This is a genomic window from Bradyrhizobium sp. USDA 4449, from assembly GCF_054056275.1.
In genome coordinates this window covers 4007517-4031763 of the sequence record NZ_JBSRYD010000001.1, presented here as the reverse complement: position 1 = coordinate 4031763, position 24247 = coordinate 4007517, and the positions used below count along the sequence as shown (strand labels likewise).

21 protein-coding genes are annotated in these 24247 nt (G+C 64.5%); 13 read left to right on the top strand and 8 right to left on the bottom strand.

The genetic code is table 11. The features are described from left to right. The first annotated feature begins 1 nt into the window (after position 1). Positions 2-901 carry an oxygen-dependent coproporphyrinogen oxidase gene (hemF, locus tag ACVIIW_RS18725; protein WP_456702066.1) on the top strand — a complete coding sequence of 300 codons (900 nt, stop codon included), beginning with the start codon at positions 2-4 and terminating at the stop codon, positions 899-901. Beyond that, a complete protein-coding gene (locus ACVIIW_RS18720; RefSeq protein ID WP_456702065.1) occupies positions 892-1629 on the top strand; it encodes an HAD family hydrolase in 738 nt (245 codons plus the stop codon). The genes hemF and ACVIIW_RS18720 overlap by 10 nt, the downstream gene beginning before the upstream one ends. 191 nt (positions 1630-1820) lie before the next feature. On the opposite strand, the gene ACVIIW_RS18715 is transcribed toward ACVIIW_RS18720, so the two are convergent. Continuing rightward, complete coding sequence (locus ACVIIW_RS18715; RefSeq protein ID WP_456702064.1) at positions 1821-2432, bottom strand: hypothetical protein; 612 nt, start codon at positions 2430-2432, stop codon at positions 1821-1823. A gap of 1305 nt (positions 2433-3737) precedes the next feature. On the opposite strand from ACVIIW_RS18715, the gene ACVIIW_RS18710 reads away from it, so the two are divergent. From ACVIIW_RS18710 to ACVIIW_RS18690, 5 genes are all read left to right on the top strand, one after another. Further along, on the top strand, positions 3738-3980 hold the full coding sequence (locus tag ACVIIW_RS18710) for a hypothetical protein (RefSeq protein WP_456702063.1): 243 nt from the start codon (positions 3738-3740) through the stop codon (positions 3978-3980). 371 nt (positions 3981-4351) lie between these two features. Further along, entirely contained in the window at positions 4352-4534 is a 183-nt protein-coding gene (locus ACVIIW_RS18705; RefSeq protein ID WP_456702062.1) for a DUF1059 domain-containing protein, read from the top strand. 120 nt (positions 4535-4654) lie between these two features. After that, complete coding sequence (locus tag ACVIIW_RS18700; RefSeq protein ID WP_456702061.1) at positions 4655-4951, top strand: antibiotic biosynthesis monooxygenase family protein; 297 nt, start codon at positions 4655-4657, stop codon at positions 4949-4951. Between the two features lie 185 nt (positions 4952-5136). Then, positions 5137-5334 (top strand): DUF3303 domain-containing protein, encoded by a 198-nt coding sequence (locus ACVIIW_RS18695; RefSeq protein WP_456705193.1) that lies wholly within the window; start codon positions 5137-5139, stop codon positions 5332-5334. 361 nt (positions 5335-5695) lie between these two features. Continuing rightward, positions 5696-7255, top strand: a complete 1560-nt coding sequence (locus ACVIIW_RS18690; protein ID WP_456702060.1) for a serine hydrolase domain-containing protein — start codon at positions 5696-5698, stop codon at positions 7253-7255. A 435-nt stretch (positions 7256-7690) separates the two neighbouring features. Here ACVIIW_RS18690 and ACVIIW_RS18685 read toward each other — a convergent pair whose 3' ends face one another. The 7 genes from ACVIIW_RS18685 to ACVIIW_RS18655 all read right to left on the bottom strand — a co-directional run bounded on the left by ACVIIW_RS18685 (position 7691) and on the right by ACVIIW_RS18655 (position 13795). Beyond that, a complete protein-coding gene (locus ACVIIW_RS18685) occupies positions 7691-7945 on the bottom strand; it encodes a hypothetical protein (protein ID WP_456702059.1) in 255 nt (84 codons plus the stop codon). A gap of 837 nt (positions 7946-8782) precedes the next feature. After that, complete coding sequence (locus tag ACVIIW_RS18680) at positions 8783-10090, bottom strand: chloride channel protein (protein WP_456702058.1); 1308 nt, start codon at positions 10088-10090, stop codon at positions 8783-8785. Positions 10091-10218: 128 nt separating this feature from the next. Further along, the gene (locus ACVIIW_RS18675; RefSeq protein WP_456702057.1) at positions 10219-10989 is read right to left on the bottom strand and encodes a TSUP family transporter; all 771 of its coding nucleotides are present in this window, start codon (positions 10987-10989) and stop codon (positions 10219-10221) included. Beyond that, positions 10986-12239, bottom strand: coding sequence for a CCA tRNA nucleotidyltransferase (locus ACVIIW_RS18670; RefSeq protein ID WP_456702056.1), 1254 nt, complete (start codon positions 12237-12239; stop codon positions 10986-10988). The genes ACVIIW_RS18675 and ACVIIW_RS18670 overlap by 4 nt, the downstream gene beginning before the upstream one ends. A gap of 10 nt (positions 12240-12249) precedes the next feature. Beyond that, positions 12250-12513, bottom strand: coding sequence for a DUF6111 family protein (locus ACVIIW_RS18665; protein ID WP_456702055.1), 264 nt, complete (start codon positions 12511-12513; stop codon positions 12250-12252). Further along, positions 12510-13181 (bottom strand): CoA pyrophosphatase, encoded by a 672-nt coding sequence (locus ACVIIW_RS18660; protein WP_456702054.1) that lies wholly within the window; start codon positions 13179-13181, stop codon positions 12510-12512. The genes ACVIIW_RS18665 and ACVIIW_RS18660 overlap by 4 nt, the downstream gene beginning before the upstream one ends. A 2-nt stretch (positions 13182-13183) precedes the next feature. Beyond that, positions 13184-13795: a DUF1285 domain-containing protein gene (locus tag ACVIIW_RS18655; RefSeq protein WP_456702053.1), complete on the bottom strand. Its 612-nt coding sequence runs from the start codon at positions 13793-13795 to the stop codon at positions 13184-13186. A gap of 293 nt (positions 13796-14088) precedes the next feature. On the opposite strand from ACVIIW_RS18655, the gene ACVIIW_RS18650 reads away from it, so the two are divergent. From ACVIIW_RS18650 to ACVIIW_RS18625, 6 genes are all read left to right on the top strand, one after another. Then, the gene (locus ACVIIW_RS18650) at positions 14089-15087 is read left to right on the top strand and encodes an AAA family ATPase (protein WP_456702052.1); all 999 of its coding nucleotides are present in this window, start codon (positions 14089-14091) and stop codon (positions 15085-15087) included. Next, a complete protein-coding gene (locus ACVIIW_RS18645; RefSeq protein ID WP_456702051.1) occupies positions 15087-16031 on the top strand; it encodes a DUF58 domain-containing protein in 945 nt (314 codons plus the stop codon). The genes ACVIIW_RS18650 and ACVIIW_RS18645 overlap by 1 nt, the downstream gene beginning before the upstream one ends. Then, positions 16028-18841, top strand: a complete 2814-nt coding sequence (locus ACVIIW_RS18640) for a DUF4159 domain-containing protein (RefSeq protein WP_456702050.1) — start codon at positions 16028-16030, stop codon at positions 18839-18841. Before ACVIIW_RS18645 ends, ACVIIW_RS18640 begins: the two co-directional genes overlap by 4 nt. Before the next feature lie 178 nt (positions 18842-19019). Further along, the gene (locus tag ACVIIW_RS18635) at positions 19020-21083 is read left to right on the top strand and encodes a hypothetical protein (RefSeq protein WP_456702049.1); all 2064 of its coding nucleotides are present in this window, start codon (positions 19020-19022) and stop codon (positions 21081-21083) included. A gap of 331 nt (positions 21084-21414) precedes the next feature. Beyond that, positions 21415-21813 carry a DUF2946 family protein gene (locus ACVIIW_RS18630; RefSeq protein ID WP_456702048.1) on the top strand — a complete coding sequence of 133 codons (399 nt, stop codon included), beginning with the start codon at positions 21415-21417 and terminating at the stop codon, positions 21811-21813. Positions 21814-21962: 149 nt separating this feature from the next. Beyond that, a complete protein-coding gene (locus tag ACVIIW_RS18625; protein WP_456702047.1) occupies positions 21963-24230 on the top strand; it encodes a TonB-dependent receptor domain-containing protein in 2268 nt (755 codons plus the stop codon). Positions 24231-24247: the final 17 nt, after the last annotated feature.

Sequence of the window (24247 nt, the reverse complement as noted above, 5' to 3'; positions counted from 1 at the left end):
CATGACATCGGCAATCGACCCGACCGTCATCGAAGACCGCAAAGCCCGCGCCCGGAACTGGTTCGAGCATCTGCGCGACGACATCTGCGCGAGCTTCGAGCGGCTCGAGGACGACGCGCCGGAAAGCCTCTATCCCGGCGTGTCAGGCCGCTTCGCGCGCAGGCCATGGCAGCGCACCGACCACTCCGGCGCAGCCGGTGGCGGCGGCGTGATGTCGATGATGTCGGGCCGCCTGTTCGAGAAGGTCGGCGTGCACTGCTCGACGGTGCACGGCGAATTCGCGCCCGAGTTTCGTGCGCAGATCCCGGGCGCGGCCGAAGACCCGCGGTTCTGGGCTTCCGGCATCTCGCTGATCGCGCACCTGCGCAATCCGCATGTGCCGGCCGTGCACATGAACACCCGCTTCGTCGTCACCACCAAGGCGTGGTTCGGCGGCGGTGCAGACCTGACCCCGGTGCTCGACCGCCGCCGCACGCAGGAGGATTCGGACACGCTCGCCTTCCACGCCGCGATGAAGGAAGCCTGTACGGGTCCGAACGGCGTTGCCGATTACGACAAGTACAAGAAGTGGTGCGACGAGTATTTTTATCTGCCGCATCGGAAAGAGGCGCGCGGCGTCGGCGGCATCTTCTACGACTGGCACGACAGCGGCGACTGGGATGCCGACCTCGCCTTCACCCAGGATGTCGGCCGCGCCTTCCTGAAAATCTATCCCGACATCGTGCGCCGCAATTTCGCGACAAGCTGGACCGCCGAGGACCGCGAGGAGCAGCTGATCCGCCGCGGCCGCTATGTCGAGTTCAACCTGCTCTATGACCGCGGCACGATCTTCGGGCTCAAGACCGGCGGCAATGTGGACTCCATCCTGTCGTCGCTGCCGCCCGAGGTGAAATGGCCATGACGGCGAAGCCCCTCCCCCGCGCGATGCTGATCGACATGGACGACACCATCCTGTCGGCCTATGGCCGGCCCGAGATCGCCTGGAACACGATCGCGGAAGAATTCGCCGAAGAGCTCGCGCCGCTGCCGCCGGCGCTGGTCGCCACAGCCGTGCTGGCCTATGCGCGGCAGTTCTGGTCGACCGCCGAGCCGATCTGGCGGATGAAGCTCGGCGAGGCGCGGCGGCTCACGGTGCGCGGCGGTTTTGCCGCGCTCGCCGCACGCGGCCATCACGCCCTGTCCGACAATCTCGCCGACCGCGTCGCCGACCGCTTCACCAGCTACCGCGAGGAGGCGATCTTCGTCTTCCCCGGCGCGCATGATGCGATCGACGCATTCAAGGCCCATGGCGTCAAGCTCGCGCTGGTCACCAACGGCGCTGCCGACATGCAGCGCGCCAAGGTCGAGCGCTTCGAGTTGACCCATCGCTTCGACCACATCCAGATCGAGGGTGAGCACGGCTTCGGCAAGCCCGAGGAGCGCGCCTATCTGCACGCGATGGAGGCGCTCGGCGTCACACCTGCGGACACCTGGATGATCGGCGACAATCTGGAGTGGGAAGTCGTGACGCCGCAGCGCCTCGGCATCTATGCGATCTGGCTCGACGCGCATGGCGACGGCCTGCCCGAAGGCTCGACCGTCAGGCCCGACCGCATCATCCGCTCGCTGACAGAGCTCGTGCCGGACTGAATTCTCGAAAACGACCCCATGCACAGTAGCGCGCTGCCGCAATCCCGACGGCCTGCGGATTTTTCGAAGAAGCGTTGACCCGTCGGGCAAAACAGGCGCATGATGTCATCCTCGGATGTTGGCGATGGAGGCCTCTCCCGCGAACGGTCTCCGGCCACCGCTTCAACGGAAGCGATGGGCCCGATTGCAGACTACCAATCACCTACCGGCAGCAGCGATGTTCCGGACTTCTCGACGAGCTCGAGACCCGGTGCGGGGTGATGCGGCCGGGTGAAAACGAAACGAGTTGCTGCTGGTATATCCGCTCCGGCTCTGCCGTCTTGGCCGATGAGGATCAGTCCGGCTCCGCCATTTGCCACATTCAGAATGATGAGATCGCCACCCCACGTCCTGATCGGCTCCATTCCGATGGTGAGAAATTCACCCATGGGCTGATCGACATACTGGATGCGCAATTGCGGGCCGACCTCGGCCGCAGCAAGTTCAAGGCCGAGCGATCGAGCGCGCGCGTAAATGTTTGCCAAGGGCACCCTATCGGACGTGAATCCGAGCTGGGCCGGCGATACGCTGACAAGCTCTACATCCGTTTTTTGAGAGCTGACGGTGAACGCCGGCCGCGCCAGGATTTCGGCGGCCTGACCACCGACACTGCAGCCCTTGGCATCCAGTGCATCGCGCAGCGTTATCGAGTCGGCGAAGCTGCCGATTGTAATCGTCTTCCATGCGGGGATATCGCGGGCGGACTTGATAGGCCGTTGGGACGTTAGGGTCGCGCTGGTCCTGAACTTCAGCTGGTTCTGCAATACATCGCGAGCTGCGCATTGAGCCGAAGCGGTGCCCGCGAATGAAACAGTGCAAGCTGCACATATCAGGGGAGCCACGACGTAACGACACATCCGTCCGGCGATCGAACGATCATGACCTGCTCTGCGATCATTGCTTGCCCTGCGATGGGGCCGGCCTATCAGAACAGACATGGCGAAACGCTCTTTCTTGGAGTTCGACAGAAAGAGCCCGCCTCCGAGTCAAGGGGAAGAACGGAGGGAAATGACGTCCATGACATTTCCCGGCCGACTTTGAAAAGCGTCCGGAGGCGGAGCCAGGGGCCTCAAGTATTCCAATTTCCAAACGGTGGGCGGCAGTCCGTAAGCCTGGTCGCCCGCCCCATCACTCACAGGAATGATGTGGTTGGACACGTACCATCACGGCCACCTCGTCTCAATGTCGAGCGTCCGCTCTGGTCACACTGCGAATGGATCAAAAGGGGTATGTCAAACGGAGTATATCTCGTCTGCCATGCTCACTGAGCGGAGCGCAGCACCGTGCGCCGCTGCTTCGCTGCTGGTCGAAAAGCAGGGTGATGCCGGGGATGTGAGCGGTCGTGAAGCCGGGATACGTTGGGGCTTTGCGGCCGAGGGTTATCTAGCGAGATTGCGGCGTCCGGAGATCGAGCGATGCGTTCCATTTTGGCTTTGAGCGTTTTGATCGCGTTGTCGGGCGTTGCGAACGCGGCGCCGGTGCATCATCCCCACCGGCACGCCGCCGTTGGCTCCCAGCAGCGCCTGGTCACGCCGGGTCCAGCATCGAGCTTTGCCTACGCGCCAACTCGGCCGCCGGGCCAGGTCCGATCCACCCCGTCCTGCGACGAGCCTGAACCATATTTCGGCGCTTGCCAGGGTTATGCGCCCGGCGAGAAGGAGCGGTTTCTTCACAGCTTGTTCAGCCCATGATTGCTTCCACAGGGCACCCGATCATGCCACGCACGCCACTGCGCGAAGGCTTGCCGGATTTGGATGTGATCGCAACTGCAGGCGGGTATGCGGACAGCAGGTCGAGACTGTTCGGAGGCGAGATCCAGCTGACAAGTTTGCGCTTTGCTGACCGGAAGGACTTAGCCAATGAACAGCATTTCGCCGGATATGATACCCAAGCACTTCTGGGACATTCGATACGATCAAAACCACGATCCGAATACGCCGACGCTGCCAAGCATCTCCGAGAGCCCCAATTGCCAGAACTTTGCGTACAGTTTGCTCAAACATTTCGGATTTGAAGTCTCGCCGTTTCGGTCCAGCGACTGATGGCAGGACAGCAGCGAGACCCATGTGGTGTCGGGCGCATTGAGACCACTCGATCTCTTGCTGTTCAATCGAACGAAAAATCCTTGGGGCGCGCACGTCGCACTTTATCTCGGCGCCGACCGCGCCATACATCTTAGCAAGCAGCAGTCCGAACCGGTCATCTGGCCGTTGGCCCAGTTTCAAGAGCTTGCCGCGTATCGAAGCTTCATCGGCGCAAAGCGGCTCCGAAATATTGCCCTCTCGCCTCAGGTAGATCTGAACGCTGGATAGCAGCGGCCGCAGCCAACGCATTGATTGCCAGCGCCGCGCGCAACAGCAAAGGAGGTGGCGTGCTCATCGACGCCTGAGGAGGCCGATGACGATCAGCAGCTTGCCGATCGAGAATACCGGGCAAGAGCGACCATCCCGACCAGCCTCCGGACAGGCGAAAAGGGCGCGGAGCCGGCATGTCACTCTCGTCAATGTGTGATACGCTCGATAACGCCTCTGCCGGAGCACGGTAATGACCCTTGCCATCATTTGAAGCTGCCGAGCAGCGATCAAGCCGGTCGCTCTCATAGGTTTGGAGTTAAGGCGGGCGGGCACGATCGTGGGATCAGTTCAGGCGGGGCGAATGGCACCTCGCAATGAGGGAGGTCGATATGGTTAGAATGTTTGTGGATTGCCGAGATTATCCTAGCGAGATGAACTGCACGGTCGCGATTTCAGCCGATTCCAAAAAGGAACTTTTGGAAGCGGCGGTTCAACACGCCACCGCGGTACACGGCCATCAAGATAGCCCGGAATTGCGCCATGAGTTGGCAAAGATGATCAAGACTCAGTAGGCCCGGGCTGATCGGTCCGTGATCGCAACAAGGCGAGCGGCGAATGCGTGCGCTTCAACTCACGCGAACACATAGACGCGATTCGTCTTCGAGAATGTCAGGGTATCATGGGAGAAGACCGTGACCGCTTTCAATGCAGTGCGTTTTCGAGTGAAGCCGGGGCGCGATCAGGAGTTTTTGGACGCGCACAAGACGATTGGAGCAACTTGGCCAGGCTTATTGCATGCCAACATGATCAAGACAGGTGACCGCTCCTACTGCATTATCGCCGAGTGGCAAAGCATGGACGCGTGCATCAAGGCGCGGCCGGATATGATTTCCACTCTCAATTCTTTTCGCGATGCGCTCGAAGACCTCGGCGGCGGTATCGGGGTCACCGATCCGGTTGCGGGTCCGGTTATCTTGTCATTGAAATAAAGGCTGTCGCGAGCCGAGATGGCCGGCTTGATGCTCAAAAGCGTATCACACCGACGGTGCGCTCAGTTCGACAGCTTGGCGGGTGGAATCGAAGAAGTAGCGGATTTTGGTGGTGATAGCGTCTTCCGACGCGGCGCGCCACGGCCGATGAAGATGGGCACTGCTGTTTCGCCACAGAGGACGGACTGACAATCCAAGCCTTCGTCTCTAACCTGATGGGGGACGGCGGATACGTGTTGGTTGAGACGAATGATCCGACAGTCATCGTCTCTTTCGTTTCTAAGTTTTCCTACTGGAATGATGCCGAGGTAATTCCTGTCATTGATGTAAGGGAAGCTGCTGCCACAGGTGCAGGTTCTCTTGAGTGGGCGCGAAACGCGTGAAAAATTGAGCCCATAAAAAAGCCGGGAGGAGCATTCCTAGCGCATTCTCCCGGCAGCCAAAGTCCGTTATGGGGCAAACTGCGAAGAACTCGGGTTGAGCAAATCTGGTCTGCTCTGGCGCGGTGAGCGGACTCTCGTCAGACGCGGCGCAACTTCGCAAACGGCACACTATGCGACATCGCCCGGTCCTCCGCCGTGCCGATAGCGTGGGACGCAATGTCGCAAAACGCGCCCGCCCTTTGCGAAACTCGCTGCAGCAACCAATGCGTGTAGAATTTGTCACGAGTTGCCGTCATACTCAGTTTGACCCGCACGGCAACACCCAAGCTTCTTACCCCCCAAGGCCGAAAGAGAGGCAACCATGCGTCGCAAAACCCCGATCACGGCAGCGTTGCTGGCGGCCATCCACTGCCTCCAGGGGCCGGCCGCGTTTGCTGGCGAGGTTGCCGCTCAACCCACCCCGGAGATTCCCTGGCCGACGAAATCCTGGAAGGTGTCGACCCCGGAGGAGCAAGGGATGGACTCGGCCATGCTAGCTCGGCTGGTAGAGAATGTGGGCGGCTACAAGCAAGACAGCGCGATGATCATCCGGCATGGAAGGATCGTTGCCGAAGCCTATTACGCGCCCTATGTCGCAGGGATTAGCCATGATCTCCGATCGGTGACAAAAAGCGTCGTCAGCACTCTGACTGCGATCGAAATCCAGCATGGGCTGCTGGACAGCGTCGATCACCCGGTCCTGGATCTGTTTGGTGACAAGAATGTCGCGAACGTCGACGACAACAAGCGCGCGATGACCGTTCAGACCCTGCTCGACATGACGTCGGGGCTGGCGTGGCAGGAAAGGGCATATACGCCAGATGAGACGATCATCCGGATGTACAAAAGTCCTGACCGCACCAAATTCGTCCTTGACCAGCCGATGTCGGGCCCTCCCGGGAGCAACTTTTACTACAACAGCGGAAATCCTTACGTGCTGTCAGCGCTGATCACCAGAACGACGGGTCTCAGCGCGTTTGATTTTGCAAAGAAGGAGCTGTTCGAGACGCTTGGAATCACCAGCGCGAAATGGGGCAGCGTCGATGCGCAGGGCGTGACTGACGGCGAAGCGGGGCTATTCCTGAACCCCCACGACATGGCGAGGATCGGCTATCTCTACCTTCACAATGGTGCTTGGGAGGGTAAGCAGATCATTCCATCTGCATGGGTCGAGCGGGCGCAGGAGGGAAAGATTGCGGCTTCATTCGGCTTTCATTATGCCAATCTGTGGTGGTCGCTCCCGGAAAAAGGCGCCTACATGGCGCGAGGCCGCCATTCGCAGCTTATCGTAGTGCTTCCGAGACTCGATATTGTGGCGGTCATGACGGGGGTTTTGCGAGACGACGAATTCTATTCAGTGTCGCGGTTCATCGACGACATCACGATGGCCGTCAAATCGGACCAGCCACTACCTCCCGACCCGATCGCGAAGGCACTGCTCGATGCGGCTATCCGCCGGGCCGCAACGGAGCAGCCAATTGCGATTGCGGGTATTCCCGAGTTTGCAAAGGAGATTTCGGGCAAGACATTTCAGCTCGGAGACAACGCGTTGCACGCAAAAAGCTTCTCATTGAATTTCTACGACACCGATTCATCGTGGGTGATCACGACCAGCAGCGAAAGGCCGGGTCGCTCCATCGAGCGGTTCACCGGACTGATGGGACTTGATGGGACCTTTCGCAAAAGTCCGCCCGCGCCGTACGGCATCAATGCCTGCAGAGGGCGCTGGCTGAACCAGCATACCTTTTTTCTCGAGCGCCGAATTCTCGGACACAGCGAGATCCAGACCTGGACACTTGCCTTCGATGGCGGGAAGGTGAACATCGTATTTCAAGATACCGATGGTGCGAAGTTCGAGCTGCACGGAGAGATGCAAGATTGATCTGCGCGTCGGAAGCGAGGGTACGAGGCCGTCTTTGGGTCAACTGCGTCGATCTTGCTGATGCTCCGTGAGGTCCCGTTTACGGCGTTAGCCGACACGCGGACGAACGCCAGGTTTGGCTGACATGGGCCAAAAACAAACCACCGGCCCTCCCACGGTTGCGAGGTACCTGCGGGATCTCTCGGCGCCTGCCTGAGCGAATGCTCGCCAGAGGAGAGCAACGCCACGGGCACGTCTGAACGGAATGGAACATGTGCCGTTCCGGTAACAGTCCGCGTCAGAAAATGGCGTGCGCGCCTGTCCGCCTTATTCAATCGCATTTTGTGCGGAACGTTCGGTCGAGCGCTCGACGTTGAACCGGCCGTCGAACCCCGTTGTGTTGCCCTGGGTGAGCGGCGCGGAATTGAAAGCGACAAGGAGATCATCGTGACGAAGCTAGCCAAGCTGCTTGCAGTTACCGCCATACCCGCATTGTTGATCGCAACGTCTGGACCGCTGCTCGCTGGTGGCGGCGGTGGTGGTGGCGGTGGTGGCGGTGGTGGTGGCGGTGGCGGTGGTGGTGGCGGAGGCGCCGGAGGCGGAGTTGGAGCAGGTGCCGGAGTAGGAGCCGGCGTTGGTGCATCTGGTATGGGTGGAGGACATGGCGGCGGCGTGGGTGCAGGGCACGGCGGCGGAGGAGGTGTCGGCCACGGCAGTTCGGCATCAGCTCCGGGGCACGCGATGCAAGCAGCGTTTGCGAGCCCGCACGCGCATGGAACGAATCATGGCGCTTCGAGCCTTAGCCCAGGACACCTGGGACACGCGATACAGGCGGCGTTTTCAGCGGTGTTTTCGAGCTCGCACTCACATGCCGGGCATCATGGTTCATCAAGCCATGCCGGGCATCCCGGTGCATCCGGTTTCAGCCCAGGGCACCAAATGCAGGCGGCAACTTCAAGCCCGGCCCCCGGGCATCCGGGCGCATCCGGCTTCAGCCCGGGGCACCAAATGCAGGCGGCAACTTCAAGCGCGGCTTCCGGGCAGCCGGGGGCATCCGGCCTCAGCCCGGGGCACGAAATGCAGGCGGCAACGTCAAGCCCGCCCTCCGGGCAGCCGGGGGCATCCGGCCTCAGCCCGGGGCACGAAATGCAGGCGGCAACGTCAAGCCCGCCCTCCGGGCAGCCGGGCGCATCCGGCTTCAGCCCGGGCCACGAAACGCAGGCGGCAACGTCAAGCCCGCCCTCCGGGCAGCCGGGCGCATCCGGCTTCAGCCCGGGCCACGAAACGCAGGCGGCAACGTCAAGTCCGCCCTCCGGGCAGCCGGGGGCATCCGGCTTCAGCCCAGGGCAGGACATGCAAGCGACGCCGAGCCCTTGAACGGCGACGACAAGCAACGAGCCGAGCTTCGTTCCAAGGCCGGACGCAGAACGTCCTGGCCGTTCCGGAGTAGCGAACTCCCGGCCCGACAGACGACGCGACGGATGCGAGCGACGCAGCTCACGGCCTCATCGCTCTGACGTTTCGCAGCGCTCGGGTCGAAGGCGATCGCTACACAGGTGCTTCTGCCGTGTGCGCACGCAGGAAGCCCCTGGCCAGCGCGTGGTAGATTCCTTCAGGACACAGCAGGCGCGATGTCGCCTGGGCGATCAGCGCGGCGGCCATCAGGGGCACCACCATGGCGTGATTGTCGGTCATCTCGGTCACGATGACGAAAGCGGTGATGGGAGCCTGCACGACGCCGGCAAAATAGGAAACCATCCCGAGCAGCATGAACGCGCCGAGCGGGGCGCCCGAAAACAGATGCGCGACGTTCGTGCCGATGCCGGCGCCGACGGCAAGCGACGGCGAGAAGATTCCGCCGGGGATGCCGCTGACCGCTGATAGCGCGGTTGCAGCGAGCTTCAACACGCCGAAATCCTGGGGCAGCGGAATGCCGGTCTCCAGGGCCGACTTCACTTGCGCATATCCGGTGCCGTAGATCATGTCGCCCGAGACCAGGCCGCAAAGGGCAACCCCAAGGCCGCAGATCGCGGCAAACGGCAGAGGATATTGCCTGGTCAATGGCCCCAGCCGGCCGGGCAGCCCGCGCGCGACCTCGATGAGGAGCCTGCTGAACGCACCACCGGCCAGCCCACCGGCGATGCCGCACAACGGCACCGCAAGCCAGTCGGTGCCGTTGCGCAGCATCGTCGAACTGCTGCCGAAATAATCGTAGTTTCCGACCAGAGCCAACGAGGTCAGGCCCGCCGCAATCACCGCGCCGATGACCAGGCTGCTCGTTCGGGTCTCATAGGCTCGGCTCATCTCCTCGATGCCGAACACGATGCCGGCCAACGGCGTGTTGAATGCGGCTGCAACACCCGCCGCGGCGCCGGCGAGGATCAGGCCCGGCTGACGGCGTGGCGACATGCGGCCGAGCGCGAACATGACGGACGCACCGACCTGCACGGTCGGCCCCTCCCGGCCTGCCGAAGCACCGCAAAGCAGCCCGAGCAGCGTCAGCAACACCTTTCCGATGGCGATGCGGATGGAGACGAGCCTCTCGCGCGCCGTGTGCTCGGAGAGCTGACGGGCGGCGATCGCCTGCGGGATGCCGCTACCTTGCGAATTCGGAAAGAAGCTGATGGTGAGGTAGACCGACAGCGCAAACCCCAGTGGCGTCACCAGCAGGGCGGCATATCGCGATTCCGACAGCAGCAACGCGAATGCCTGCTGCGCCCAGTCGGCGAGCCTGGCCAGAGCGACGGCTGAGGCGCCGACCGCGAGCCCGCCGAGCAGAAAGGTCAGACGCCTGCGCCAGCGGACCGATACGACCCGTATAAAGCGAAGGCGGCGATAGTCGAGCATTTTGGACATGTATCAGCCGGTGGCTTGGCGAACGAGACAAGGCGAGGTCAGTCACGTGCTGTAAGCGCCTCGCGCGGATTGCGCTACGTGATTTCGAGGTCCCCGGACGAGATTCGCAGTTCTGCCGCCAGTCCCAGCTACCCCATCAGCTGCCTTGCCGCGGCCGAGACCATCACCAGCCCGCCGGTGATCACGGCGACATCGAGGATCGCCGTGTGGATATGCACCGGCATCCGCTCGACGAAGGCCTTTGCGAGGAACGCGCCGGGGATGGCGATGCCGCCGATCAGGAGCGCGAAGGCGAGCACCTGCGCGGTGACGGCGCCGGCGAGGCCGAACACCGAGATCTTGATCAACCCCGTCCCGAGCGAGATCATCGCATCGGTTGCGATCACGGCCGCGCCTTCGAGGCCCGCGGCCATCAGCAGCGAGAGCAGGATCACGCCCGAGCCCGACGTGCCGCCGACCAGCACGCCATAGCCGACCGAGCCGGCCGCCAGGCCCGTGTCGCCGATCTTGACCTGGCGCCGCCGCAGCACGCGGCGCAGCGGCACGCTCAGGATCAGCATGGTGCCGATCACCAGCGCGGCTCCGGCATTGGTGAGACGCGTGTAGCCGTAGGCACCGAGCGCGGTCGTGAGCGCGGCACAGGCCAGCACGACGGCCGCACGACGGCGGTCGGCGTAGCTGATATAGGCGACGGCGCGGCTGGAATTGGTGAACAGCGCCGAGATCGCGATGATCGGCACCACCGGTTCGGCGCCGACCAGCGGCACCAGCACCAGCGGCATCAACGCGCCGGTGCCGTAGCCGGCAAGACCGCCGATGATCGAAGCAAACAACGCCATCATCGCGACCAGCAGCAGCTGGAAAATCGAGATGTCGGCGAAGCCTGAGACGATGGTCAATTTTTCTCGCGAGTGGCGCGTGCGCAGGCTTGATCGGCGATGGCAGCGAGTGCGGCTTCCTCTAGTGGAAAATCGGCCGCAAGCCAAGCGTCCTCGGCAAGTGTCAACACATGTCCGAGCGCGGGTCCTTCCGCCAGGCCGCGCGCGATGAAGTCGGCGGCGCGAAGCGGAAATTTCGGCGCAGTCCAGCGCTGCGGCAGCTCGGCGAGCGCGCGCCAGTGCGAGGAGGTGACATCGCCGCCCGCCCTCGCCCAGGCCAGCAACACGCGATCGTGATAGCGCTCAGGCCCCAGCCGATACACCAGCCGCCGCGCACTCGCCTCGTCCTTGGCGGCGAATCGCCACCAGCGATGGCCCATCGAATCCAGCGCCTTGGTTTCGGCATTGGAGAGCCGCAAGCGCGTCGCGACACGCCTGGCGTCTTCGGTGACCGCGACCGTGAGCGCCGCGAGGCGGCGGGTGCTGCTTGGCGCAAGATCGAGCGCGCGCTCGATCGCGATCATCGCGGTCAGCGGCCCGGTATAGGCGACACCACCGATCATCGCTTGCAGCAGGCCGGCATCGGCCATGGCCAGCGCGGCGACCGAAGCACCTGGCGTCACCAGCAATTTCAGCATCTCCATGCGCACGCGTTCGGCCGAGAGGGTCGCAAGGCCCGCACGGCCGCGGATGCAGGCAAGCGTGCCGTCGCGATCGGGCTCGCCGGCGCCAAACGCGGCATGGATGCGGAAGAAGCGCAGGATGCGCAAATAATCCTCGGCGATGCGCTGGTCGGGCGCGCCGATGAAGCGCACGCGCCGCGCTTTGGCGTCCGCGATGCCGCCGACATAGTCGTAAACGACGCCGTCAGCGTCGACCGACAGGCCGTTCATCGTGAAATCGCGCCGCTCGGCGTCCTTGACCCAGTCGCGGCCGAACACCACCTTGGCCTTGCGGCCGAAAGTCTCGGTGTCCTCGCGCAGCGTGGTGACTTCGTAAGGCGTGCCGTCGATGACCAGCGTGACGGTGCCGTGCTCGATCCCGGTCGGCACGCTCTTGATTCCTGCGCTTTTCGCGCGGCGCACCACCTCCTCGGGCACCGCCGTGGTCGCGATATCCGCGTCACCAGGCGGCAGCCCGAGCAGCGCGTTGCGGACCGTGCCGCCGACCACGCGCGCTTCCTCGCCGTCCGCGTTGAGCAGTTGCAGGACGCGTGCCGTCCCGCCTGCGGTCAGCCACGGCGCGCCAGCGAGTATGGGCTCTGCGCTCATCGCCCGGCCCTTATCTGTTTCTGCCCGGCACGAGCTTGCCGTTCTCGATATGGGCGGGAACGTAGGTGGAGTTCGGCGCGGCGCCGGAGAAATGCGCAAAGCCAATCAGCCCGGCGATCACGAGCACCAGCGCCGTCAGCATCAGGCGCGCGACGATGGTGATCGGCCAGGACGATTGCACGAACAGGCCGGATCTCGTGGCGGCCAGGAACAGCGCATAGACGGCAAAGGGGATGAGGAAGATACCGATCTCGGTCAGAACCGGCCGGATCATGACGAATAGATCCGCTCATACAACACGCGCAGCATTCCGGCCGTCGCGCCCCAGATGTAGCGCTCCGCAAACGGCATCGCATAGTAAAACCGCTCCATGCCGCGGAATTCCTTGCTGTGCACCTGGTGGTTGACCGGATTCATCAGGAAGGATAGCGGCACCTCGAATGCGTCATCAACCTCGGAATGGTTGATGGCGAGCTCAAAGCCCGGCCTGACACGGGCGACCGTCGGCAGGATGCGGAATCCGAACGCCGTGCCGTAGAGATCGAGATAGCCGATCGGCTCGACGAAGTCTCGGGACAGCCCGACCTCCTCCTCGGCCTCGCGCAAAGCGGCGTCGAGCGGCGAGGAATCGGTGGCGTCGATCTTGCCGCCGGGAAAGGCGATCTGGCCGGCATGGTCGTTGAGATGCGCAGAGCGCTGCGTCAGGAGGATGGTCGGCTCCGGATGATCGACCACCGCGATCAGCACGGCTGCGGGGCGGACCGGCTGCTCGCGCGCGACGATCTCCAGCATCTTGTCGGTGCCGGGATCGCCTGATGCCGGGATGATGTTCGGATCATAAAGCCCGGGCGGCACGTCGAAGCTGAGCTTGGCCCGGGAGCGGACGAAGAACTCGTCAGCGCGGAACGCGACTGGCTCGCTGGTCGGGATAGGCTTGTTCAAATTCAAAGCGCGGCCCTCACCTGCTCCGCATCGGCCATGGCGAAGAACTCGCCCGATGATTCGACGCCGAACATCGGCTGGCCATCGACCATCCGCTCCTCGCCCATGTCAACCAGATCGTAATAGATCGCCCGGGTGACCTTGGCCCAGAGATCGGCGCGGACATGCAGATAGGGCGTCAAGCCGCCGTCCTTGGCCTGCTCGAAGCGGAGCCGGTGCGCGGCGTCGCAGGTGACCCAATCGTCCACATTGGTGCGGAAACTCAGCACGCGCCGGCTGTCCTCGCCGCTTCTGAGCATCTCGACCGCCATGAATGGCGCGTCGTCGACGCGAATGCCGACCTTCTCCACGGGCGTGACGAGGAAATGCTTGTCGCCTTCGCGCTTCAGGATGGTCGAGAACAGGCGCACCAGCGCGTGACGGCCGATCGGGGTGCCCATGTAGAACCAAGTACCATCGGATGCGATTCGGATGTCGAGATCGCCGCAAAACGGCGGATTCCACAGATGCACCGGGGGCAGGCCCTTTTTGGCGCCTTCGGCATTGGCAGCAGTTTTGGCGGCGGCAGTCAGCCCCTCGAGACCGCGATCGGCGCTCTGCCCTTGGTTCGCCATGGTTTGCCCTGACTCTGTCCGTTGGCACGATTGGTGCAAGTCTACTGGTCCATAACCTTGTACATCTACGTGTCCGCAACTGTACGGTTCCACCCGGCCAGTCGTCGGGGAGGTCTCCACTTCGTGATGCCGTACATAGCCCGAAGCCGATAAGGTGGGGATAGGTTAATTCAACGAATACATGGCCTTCCTGCAAGTCTAGCATGGGGCCCATGACTGAAATCGATGACGCAGATCGATGCGATCATCTGGCGACGCAGATGAGCCGCGTGGCAGGCTGAAGGAGCGAGCGTATGGCGGAAAGTGTCGAGAAGCTCGAAGACGGCGTCGTGCGTTCGGCCGAGCAGGTGTCTGCTCAGATTCGCGCCGCGAAGGACGCGATCGGATCCGTGATCTTCGGCCAGGATCGTGTGGTCGAGAACACGCTGGTCACCATCCTCTCCGGTGGCCACGCACTGCTGATCGGCGTGCCCGGCCTTGCCAAGACGAAACTGGTCGAGACGCTCGGCGTCACGCTTGGCCTCGATGCCAAGCGCATCCAGTTCACGCCCGACCTGATGCCGTCGGACATTCTCGGCGCCGAGGTGCTGGATGAGAGCACCGCGGGCAAGCGCTCGTTCCGCTTCATCTCCGGTCCGGTGTTCGCGCAGCTGCTGATGGCCGACGAGATCAACCGCGCCTCACCGCGCACGCAGTCGGCGCTGCTGCAGGCGATGCAGGAGCAGCACATCACGGTCGCCGGCGCGCGCCACGATCTGCCGAAGCCGTTCCATGTACTCGCGACGCAGAATCCGCTGGAGCAGGAGGGCACCTACCCGCTGCCCGAGGCGCAGCTCGACCGCTTCCTGATGGAGATCGACGTCGATTATCCCGATCGTGACGCCGAGCGCCGCATCCTGTTCGAGACGACAGGCGCCGAGGAGACGCTGGCGAAGGGCTCGATGAGTGCGGACGCGCTGATATCAGCGCAGCGGCTGGTGCGCCGCCTGCCGGTCGGAGATTCCGTGGTCGAGGCCATTCTCTCGCTGGTGCGTTCGGCTCGTCCGGGCGCCGAGAGCGGCGAAGCCGGCAGGTTCATCGCCTGGGGCCCCGGCCCGCGCGCCAGCCAATCCCTGATGCTGGCGGTGCGCGCCCGCGCGCTGATCGACGGGCGTCTCGCGCCCTCGATCGACGACGTGCTCGACCTCGCCGAGCCCGTGCTGAAGCACCGCATGGCGTTGACGTTCCAGGCACGCGCCGAGGGCCGCACGATTCCTGACGTCATCAAGCAATTGAAAACTCGGATCGGTTGATGGCTGCAGACACCGGGCACACGGCGAAGGAGATCATCGCGATCCGACGTGCCGATGGCGAAAGCCGAACGCTCGCCGCTTCGCTGCCGCGTCTGGTGCTCGAGGCCCGCCGCATCGCCGCCAACGTCATCCACGGTCTCCACGGACGGCGCCGCGCCGGCTCGGGCGAGAATTTCTGGCAATACCGCCGTTTCGTGTCGGGCGAGCCGTCACAGAATGTCGACTGGCGCCGCTCGGCGCGTGACGACCATCTCTATGTCCGCGAGCTCGAATGGGAGGCCTCGCACACGGTCTGGATCTGGCCTGATCGTTCGCCGTCGATGGCCTTTGCCTCGAAGACCGCGCGCGAATCCAAGCTGGAGCGCACGCTCATCGTCGCGTTCGCGCTGGCCGAGCTGCTTGTCGCGGGCGGCGAGCGCGTCGGCATCCCCGGATTGATGGCGCCGACCGCGAGCCGCAGCGTCATCGACAAGATGGCGCAGGCGATGCTGCATGACGATGCCATCAGGCTGAGCCTGCCGCCCTCCTTCGTCCCTGCGGCACTGGCCGAAACCATCGTGCTGTCGGATTTCTGGTCGCCGCTCCAGGAGATCAGGACGACGCTTGCCGGGCTGTCCGGCTCCGGCGCGCATGGCACGCTGGTGCAGGTCGTCGATCCCGCCGAGGAATCCTTTCCCTATTCCGGTCGCGTCGAATTCGTCGAGCCGGAAGGCGCTGGCATGATCACCGCCGGCCGCGCCGAGAGCTGGGCGCTGGATTACACCACGCGGCTGGCGCTGCATCGCGACCAGATCCGCGCCGAGACCAACAAGCTCGACTGGCTGTTCGCGACGCACGTCACCGACCGTTCGGCCGCCGAATTGCTGCTGTTCCTCCATGCCGGCATGCAGGTGAGCAAGTCGGGCGCCCGCACCACCACGATCAAGGCAGGGCCGGCCGCATGATGGGATTGCCGCTCGCCTTCACCGAACCGCTGCTCCTGATCGGCCTTGTCAGCCTGCCGGTGCTGTGGTGGCTGCTGCGTGTGATGCCGCCGCGGCCCCGCCGCATCGAGTTTCCGCCGACACGCCTGCTGTTCGACATCGCGCCACGGGAAGAGACGCCCGCGCGGACGCCTTGGTGGCTGACCGCGCTGCGGCTGCTCGCGGCAGCGCTGGTGATCCTTGCCGCCGCCGGCCCGATCTGGAATCCACAGACCGGGCTCGCCGCCAGCAAGACCCCGCTGATGATCATGCTCGACGACGGCTGGAGCGCTGCATCGAGCTGGGACACCCGAATCAAGGCCGCCGACGAGCTGATCGCGAACGCCGACAATGACCGCCGCGCCATTGCACTGGTGCCGCTGTCCGAGCCGAACCGCGACATCACGCTGATGCCCGCGGGTGCGGCACGCGTTGCGCTGCGGCAGATCGTGCCAAAGCCCTATTCGATCGAGCGCGTCGAAGCGCTTACCGCGATTGATCGCTTCCTGAGCGCAACCGGCGATTGCGAGATCGCCTGGCTGTCCGATGGCGTCGACACCGGCCGCGGCGAAGAGTTCGTGGCTGGACTCGGCAAGACCTTGGGGGAGCGCAGCTTGACGGTGTTCGAAGGCGGTACCTCCTCGCCGCTGGCGCTGGTTGCGGCGGAAAACGCGGCCGCGAAGATGACGGTGAAGGTGCTGCGCACCGACAGCGGCATTCTCGCCGGCACCGTGCGGGCCCTCGACCAGAAGGCCTCACCGATCGGCGAGGCGCGCTTCACCTTTGGACTCCAGGACAAGGAAGTCGAAGCCGCGTTCGACCTGCCCGTGGAGCTGCGCAACGACATCTCCAGGCTCGAAATCTCGGGCGAGCGTTCGGCCGGCGCGGTGCAGCTGCTCGACAAGCGCTGGCGCCGCCGCGCCATCGGCATCGTCTCGGGTTCGACCAGCGAAACATCGCAGCCGCTGCTTGCGCCGACCTTCTACCTGACGCGTGCACTGGCGCCGTTCGCGGACGTGCGGCTCGCCGACAAGGGCGCGCCGCAGCAGGGCATCACCCAATTCCTCGATCAGAAGCTGCCGATGATCATCCTGGCCGACGTCGGCACCGTTGCGCCCGAATTGCGCGATCGCCTCAACGCCTGGATCGACCAGGGCGGCGTGCTGGTGCGGTTCGCAGGTCCCCGGCTCGCCCAAGCTGAAGACGATCTCGTTCCGGTCAAGCTGCGCAAGGGCGGCCGCACGCTCGGCGGCAGCCTGACCTGGGAGAAGCCGCAGCATCTGGCCTCCTTCGCCGCCGATGGTCCGTTCACCGGCGTCGCCGTGCCGAAGGACGTCACCGTGAGCCGGCAGGTGCTGGCCGAGCCCGATGCGGTGCTCGCGACCAAGAGCTGGGCCTCGCTCGAAGACGGCACGCCCCTCGTCACCGGCGAGCATCGCGGCAAGGGCATCGTCAGCCTGTTCCATGTCAGCGCCGACATGCGCTGGTCGGATCTGCCGATGTCCGGCACCTTCGTCGAGATGCTCAGGCGCATCGTCGACATGTCCGGCTACACCTCGAAGCCCGGTGCCGGCGTTGCCGCTGAGGGCAGCACCGAGACGCTGGCGCCGCTGCATTTGCTCGACGGCTTCGGCGCGTTCGGGCCACCGGCCGCCACCGCCAAGCCGCTGACGGCTGATTATCGCGACCGCGCCACGCCGGACCATCCGCCCGGCTTCTACGGACCGGCAGAAGGACCGCTCGCCGTGAATACGCTCGCTGCCGCCGACCGCATCGCCGCCCTCAACACCGCGCCCCTGCACTCCCGGCACGCGACCTATACCAATGCCGAACCGCGGGACCTGCGCGGCTGGCTGCTGTCGAGCTCGCTCGCGCTGTTTCTGCTGGATGCCATCGTCGTCGCGGTGCTCGGCGGTGGCCTCGCCGCGCTGCTGCGCCGTCGCGCTGCGCCAGCCGTGATCCTGCTCGGGCTGTTGCTGACGGGCATCGCGGTGCTTGTGCCGACGCCGTCGCGCGCCGACAGCATGTCTGACGAATTCGCGATGAAGTCGACCTCGCAGACGCGCCTTGCTTATGTCGTGACCGGCAATGCCGACGTCGATTCCATCGTCAAGGCCGGCCTGACCGGTCTGACGCTGTTCCTGGCGCAGCGCACCGCGCTCGAGGCCGGTGATCCCGTTGGCGTCGATCCGGCGCATGACGAGCTGGCTTTCTTCCCGCTGATCTACTGGCCGATCGTTCCGGGCGCACCGAAGCCACCGCAGGACGCCATCAACAAGATCGACGCCTATATGAAGCAAGGTGGCACCGTGATCTTCGACACCCGCGATGCGGTCGAGGCGCCGCCTGGCGACAACGGTGCATCGCAGACGCCGGGCATGCAGACCCTGCGCGAGCTCCTGTCCTCGCTGGACGTGCCCGAGCTCGAGCCGGTGCCGCGCGAGCACGTGCTGACCAAGACGTTCTATCTGCTGCGCGACTTCCCCGGCCGCTTCAACACCGGCCAGACCTGGGTCGAGGCGCTGCCGCGCGACGACGATGACGAGAACGCGCAGCGCCCCGCGCGCGGCGGTGACGGCGTCTCGCCGATCATCATCACCTCCAACGACCTCGCGGGCGCCTGGGCACTCCGTCCCGACGGCCAGCCGATGCTGCCGCTCACGCCCGGCGAACCGCGGCAGCGGGAATTCGCCTACCGCGCCGGCGTCAACATCGTGATGTACACGCTGACCGGCAACTACAAGGCCGACCAAGTGCACGCACCGGCCCTGATCGAACGGCTGGGGCAATGATGCGGGTTTTGAAACTCGGTGCGCGCCGAACTGAAGCCGTCATGCTCGGGCTTGTCCCGGGCATCCACGTTCTTTGCGCTACTTGGCAAGGCGTGGATGGCCGGGACACAGGCGAGCGAAGCGACGCCGTCCTTCGGACGGCTAGGCCCGGCCATGACGATGCCGAGAGAGTGACGTCATGAACTACGGCATAGCCTTCACGCCGCTTGTCCCCACGATCGTGCTGTGGATCGCGCTCGCCGCGATCGTCGCCATCGCAGCCGTGCTGCTGCTCGCGCGGGCGCGCGGCGCGGCGGTGCGCGTGGCTGCGCTGGCGCTGTTCCTGCTGGCGCTCGCCAATCCCTCGTTCACGCGCGAGGACCGCGACCCGCTGACGTCGGTCGCCGCCGTCGTCGTCGACAAGAGCCCGAGCCAGAATTTCGGCAAGCGCAACCAGGAAGCCGCGAAGGCGCAGGAGGAGCTGGTCGACAGCCTGAAGAAGATCAAGGGGCTTGAAGTGCGCGTCGTCGATGCCGGACAGGCGGATGGCGAGACCGACGGCACCAAGCTGTTCGGCGCGCTTGCCTCGGCATTGTCGGACGTTCCGGTCGACCGCGTCGCCGGCGCGTTCCTGATCACCGACGGTCGCGTTCACGACATCCCGGCCAATGCCGCCGCGCTCGGCTTCCAGGCGCCGGTGCAGGCGCTGATCACCGGACAGAAAGGCGAACGCGATCGCCGCATCGCGATCACGGCGGCACCGCGCTTCGGCATCGTCGGCCAGAACCAGACCATCACCTACAAGCTCGACGACCAGGGCGTCACCGGCGAGCGCGCCAAGGTCACGGTCCGCCGCGACGGCGAGGTCATCAACGAGCGCGCGCTCGCGAGTGGCCAGAGCGCCAGCGTCGAGGTCGAGATCAAGCATGCCGGTCCCAACATCGTCGAGATCGAGGCCTCGCCGCTCGAACGCGAGCTGACGCCCGTGAACAACCGGGCCGTCGTCTCCATCGACGGCGTCCGCGACAAGCTGCGCGTGCTGCTGGTGTCAGGCGAGCCGCACTCCGGCGAACGCACCTGGCGCAACCTGTTGAAGTCCGACGCCAGCGTCGACCTCGTGCATTTCACCATTCTGCGTCCGCCGGAGAAGCAGGACGGCACGCCGATCAACGAGCTCTCGCTGATCGCGTTTCCGACCCGCGAGCTGTTCCAGCAGCACATCAACGAATTCCAGCTGATCATCTTCGATCGGTACGCCCGCCAGGGCGTGCTGCCGATCGCCTATTTCGACAACATCGCGCGCTATGTGCGCTCGGGGGGCGCCGTGCTGGTCTCGGCCGGTCCCGACTACGCCTCCAACACCAGCATCTGGCGCACGCCGCTCGACTCGGTGCTGCCGGCCGAACCGGTCGGCGTCACCGAGAAGCCGTTCTATGCGCATCTCTCCGACATCGGCAAACGCCATCCGGTCACACGCGGTCTCGAGGGCTCGGCGTTCGAGCCGCCGCACTGGAGCCGTTTCTTCCGCACTGTCGAGACCCGCAACTCGGTCAATCCGCCCGTCATGACGGGCGCAGACGGCAAGCCGCTGCTGTTCCTGTCGCGCTTCGGCGAGGGCCGCGTCGCGCTTTTGCTGTCCGACCACATCTGGCTGTGGGCGCGCGGCTATGAGGGCGGCGGTCCGCATCTCGACCTGCTCAGGCGGATGTCGCACTGGCTGATGAAGCAGCCGGACCTCGATGAAGAGGCGCTGCGCCTGCAGGTGCAGGGCAAGGATCTCGTCGTGGTGCGCCAGACCATGGCCGACAGCGTGCAGCCGGTGAGCGTGACCTCACCTTCCGGTGTCTCGCATGATCTGACGCTCTCTCCCGGCGATCCCGGCGAGTGGCGCGCCAGCCTGCCGGCCAACGAGCTCGGCCTGTGGCAGGCCACCGACGGCACGCTGAAGGCGCTGATCAATGTCGGCCCGACCAATCCGAAGGAGTTTTCGGAAGTCACCTCCACCACCGAAACCCTCAAGCCGCTGACGCAGGCGACCGGCGGCAATTCCGTGCGGATCGCGGATGGCGGCAGCGTCGAGCTGCCGCGCATCGTCCCGGTCCGCTCGACCAGCGTCTTTTCCGGTGACGGCTGGATGGGCGTGCGCATGCGCGACGCCAGCATCGTCAAGGGCGTCGGCGTGCTGCCGATCTTCGCGGGCCTGATCGGACTCCTGCTGCTGCTCGGCGCGTTTGCTGCGACCTGGGTGCGTGAGGGGCGGTGAGGTGATGAGGCTTGCTCCGCCTCTCCCGATTGCGGGAAAGGCCGACCCGCTCGCAAAGCGTGGCGGGTGAGGTTCTTTCCTCTTGGGGATTATCCCGTTGCGGAGACACCCCCACCCAGCCCTCTCCCGCAAGCGGGGGGAGGGAGCGTACTTCCGTCGTTGCAACAGCAACCAAACCACACACGCTAATTTAGTTGCCCGAACGACACATTGCACGATCAGCCCACGCTCACTAATCCTCTCGCGGTTGACATCCGCTGACCGATATTGCGATGTTACAATATAACATCGCGACGCCCGGTCGGCGCCTCGCGGTGTGAGGTTCATTTGGATGAAGTGGTTCCGGTCGAATATCAGGCACGGCGCCCGGCTCGCGATGTTCGCGATGCTGGTGCAGTTCGCGCTGACCTTCGGTCACAGCCACTGGTTCGCGCAGGCCGCGCCGCTCGCCCAGTCGCAGGTCACGGACAGCGCCAAAGGCATCGCGTCGCCCGACAGCGCGGCCGTCCACAAGCAATCTCCGACCCATCACGATCCCGAGCAGCCAGGCGAGGACAATTGCGCGATCTGCGCCCTCGTTGCGATGGCCGGCACGGTCGTGTTCGCGACACCGCCTCTGCTGCATTTGCCGCAGGCGCTCGAGCTGCTCTACCGCACCACCGATGCCGAATTCCTCCATCTGGAATCGGCCGGCTCTGCGTTCCACCCGCGCGCCCCGCCCGCCTCCTGATCTCCGTCGCTTGAGCTGCCTTCGGCATCGGCCGCATCACGCCGATTCCGCTGGGCTATCGAACATGATCCGTCGCATGTCGACGGCGCGTGCCGCTGGCAAAGCCTCGACAAGAGAGCTGCGGCGGCGCGCGATCGGAAATCAGGACAATGCTGTCTTCAAAAGCAATATGGGCGGGCTCGAGCCTCGCCGCATTCACGCTGTTCTATCCCGGCGGCAGCGCCATGGCGCAAACCGCGGAAACGGCCACGACGCTGCCCAGCGTCGAAGTCGAGGCGCCCAAGCAGACGCCGGCACCGCGCCGCCCGAAAGTTCGCGTCGTCGCCGGCAAGCGACAACCGCCGACGCCGGCGCGGTCCCAGAGAGAAGCGCCGGCGGCCGTCGAGGGGCCGGGCGAACGGCTGGATGCCGCGCGCCAATCCATTCTTCCCCCTGGCGGGGCCACGGCCCACACGCTCACGCGTCAGGCGATCGAGGCGCTGCCCCAGAGCAGCAATGCCTCGCTGGACAAGGTGCTGTTGCAGTTCCCCGGCGTCACGCAGGATTCGGCGGCGAGCGGCGATTTGCATGTCCGCAACGAGCACGCCAATCTGCAATACCGTATCAACGGCGTCATGCTTCCCGACGGCGTTGGCGCGTTCGGGCAGATCTTCGACACCGGCATCGTCGGCAGTCTCAGCCTGCTCACCGGCGCGCTGCCCGCGCAATATGGCCAGCGCACCGCCGGCGTGCTGGACATCACGACCAAGGCCGACGCCTTCAACAATTCCGGCGTCGTCGGCGTCTATGGCGGCAGCAACGGCACCATCTCGACCAATGTGGAATATGGCGGGACGGTCGGCCAGACGCAGTATTTCCTGTCGGGGCGCTTTCTCCAGAACAATCTCGGCATCGAAAACCCGACGCCGTCAGTCAACGCGATTCACGACCGGACCAACCAGGAGAAGGGCTTTCTCTATCTCTCGACGATGATCGACCCGACCAGCCGCCTCACTTTCATGAGCGGCGTGTCGAACGCGACGTTCCAGATTCCGGACAATCCCGGCCAGACGCCTGCCAACACCGCGTTCGGCGTTTCGAATTTCGACTCGTCCCGGCTCAACGAGCACCAGAACGAGTTCAACCAGTTCAACGTCGTCTCCTACCAGACCTCGAACGGCGAGTTCGACACGCAGACATCCTACTTCAACCGCACCAGCCTGCTGCACTTCTATCCCGATCCGATCGGCGATCTCGTCTTCAACGGCGTCTCCTCCGACGTTTATCGCCAGAGCGTGGTCAACGGCATCCAGCAGGACACCTCATGGCGCATCGGCTACGCGCATACGCTGCGCTTCGGCCTGTCGGTGAGCGCGGAGCGAACGCTCGTGAACAGCGGGACCACGGTGCTGCCGTTGGCCGATCCCGCCGATCCCGGTGCCGGCACGATCGATGCCCCATTCTCGGTATTCGATTCCAGCGCCAAGACCGGCTGGCTGATCGGGACCTACGTCCAGGACGAGTGGAAGATCACCAATAATCTGACCCTCAATGCCGGCCTGCGCTTCGACCAGATGGTTCAATATGTCGATGCCAACCAGCTCAGCCCACGCGTCAGCCTGACCTGGAAGCCGTTCGACGGCACCACATTCCACGCTGGCTATGCGCGCAACTTCACCCCGCCCTCGCAGGTGATCGCGGCACCCGTCAATCTCGCGCTGGTGACGCCGCCAGATGCGCCCGTCAACACGCAAACGCCGGAGGTCGGGCAGAACAGCCCGGTGCTCCCCGAACGCTCGCACGTGTTCGACGTCGGGGTGATGCAGAAGGTGTATCCCATCCCTGGTCTCGAAGTCGGCGCCGACGCCTATTACAAGAAGGCGCGCGACCTGCTCGACGACGGCCAGTTCGGCGCAGCCTATGTGCTGAGCGGCTTCAACTACGATCGCGGCGAGAATGTCGGGGTCGAGCTGAAATCGACCTACAAGAACGGCAATTTCAGCGCCTACGCCAATCTCGCCTGGGCCAAGCAGATCGCGAGCAACGTGGTCTCGAACCAGTATCTGTTCGGCGCAGACGAGCTCGCCTATATCGCAGGCCATTACATCTACACCGACCACGCGCAGATGCTGTCAGGGTCGGCCGGCGCCTCCTATCTCTGGGACGGCACGCGTTACAGCGTGTCGATGGTCTATGGCAGCGGCCTGCGCTCGGGCTTTGCCAACACCGATCATCTGCCCGGCTACACCCAGGTGAATCTCGGCCTGTCGCACGACTTCAACATCGTCGCACCGAACAAGCCGACGACGCTGCGGTTCGACGTGGTCAACGTATTCGACACGATTTACCAGATCCGCGACGGCTCCGGCATCGGCGTGTTCGCCCCGCAATACGGACCGCGGCGCGGCTTCTACGTCGGAATGTCGCAGCGGTTCTAGCTGTGCGTCATGCGTGC

What these genes read in the sequence shown, in the direction of transcription:
- ACVIIW_RS18670 (WP_456702056.1), bottom strand. Translation starts at nt 12,239, where the DNA reads ATGAGCGCAGAGCCCATACTCGCTGGCGCGCCGTGGCTGACCGCAGGC.
- ACVIIW_RS18625 (WP_456702047.1), top strand. Translation starts at nt 21,963, where the DNA reads ATGCTGTCTTCAAAAGCAATATGGGCGGGCTCGAGCCTCGCCGCATTC.
- ACVIIW_RS18680 (WP_456702058.1), bottom strand. Translation starts at nt 10,090, where the DNA reads ATGTCCAAAATGCTCGACTATCGCCGCCTTCGCTTTATACGGGTCGTA.
- ACVIIW_RS18650 (WP_456702052.1), top strand. Translation starts at nt 14,089, where the DNA reads ATGGCGGAAAGTGTCGAGAAGCTCGAAGACGGCGTCGTGCGTTCGGCC.
- hemF (WP_456702066.1), top strand. Translation starts at nt 2, where the DNA reads ATGACATCGGCAATCGACCCGACCGTCATCGAAGACCGCAAAGCCCGC.
- ACVIIW_RS18665 (WP_456702055.1), bottom strand. Translation starts at nt 12,513, where the DNA reads ATGATCCGGCCGGTTCTGACCGAGATCGGTATCTTCCTCATCCCCTTT.
- ACVIIW_RS18640 (WP_456702050.1), top strand. Translation starts at nt 16,028, where the DNA reads ATGATGGGATTGCCGCTCGCCTTCACCGAACCGCTGCTCCTGATCGGC.
- ACVIIW_RS18655 (WP_456702053.1), bottom strand. Translation starts at nt 13,795, where the DNA reads ATGGCGAACCAAGGGCAGAGCGCCGATCGCGGTCTCGAGGGGCTGACT.
- ACVIIW_RS18635 (WP_456702049.1), top strand. Translation starts at nt 19,020, where the DNA reads ATGAACTACGGCATAGCCTTCACGCCGCTTGTCCCCACGATCGTGCTG.
- ACVIIW_RS18720 (WP_456702065.1), top strand. Translation starts at nt 892, where the DNA reads ATGGCCATGACGGCGAAGCCCCTCCCCCGCGCGATGCTGATCGACATG.
- ACVIIW_RS18645 (WP_456702051.1), top strand. Translation starts at nt 15,087, where the DNA reads ATGGCTGCAGACACCGGGCACACGGCGAAGGAGATCATCGCGATCCGA.
- ACVIIW_RS18690 (WP_456702060.1), top strand. Translation starts at nt 5,696, where the DNA reads ATGCGTCGCAAAACCCCGATCACGGCAGCGTTGCTGGCGGCCATCCAC.
- ACVIIW_RS18630 (WP_456702048.1), top strand. Translation starts at nt 21,415, where the DNA reads ATGAAGTGGTTCCGGTCGAATATCAGGCACGGCGCCCGGCTCGCGATG.
- ACVIIW_RS18705 (WP_456702062.1), top strand. Translation starts at nt 4,352, where the DNA reads ATGGTTAGAATGTTTGTGGATTGCCGAGATTATCCTAGCGAGATGAAC.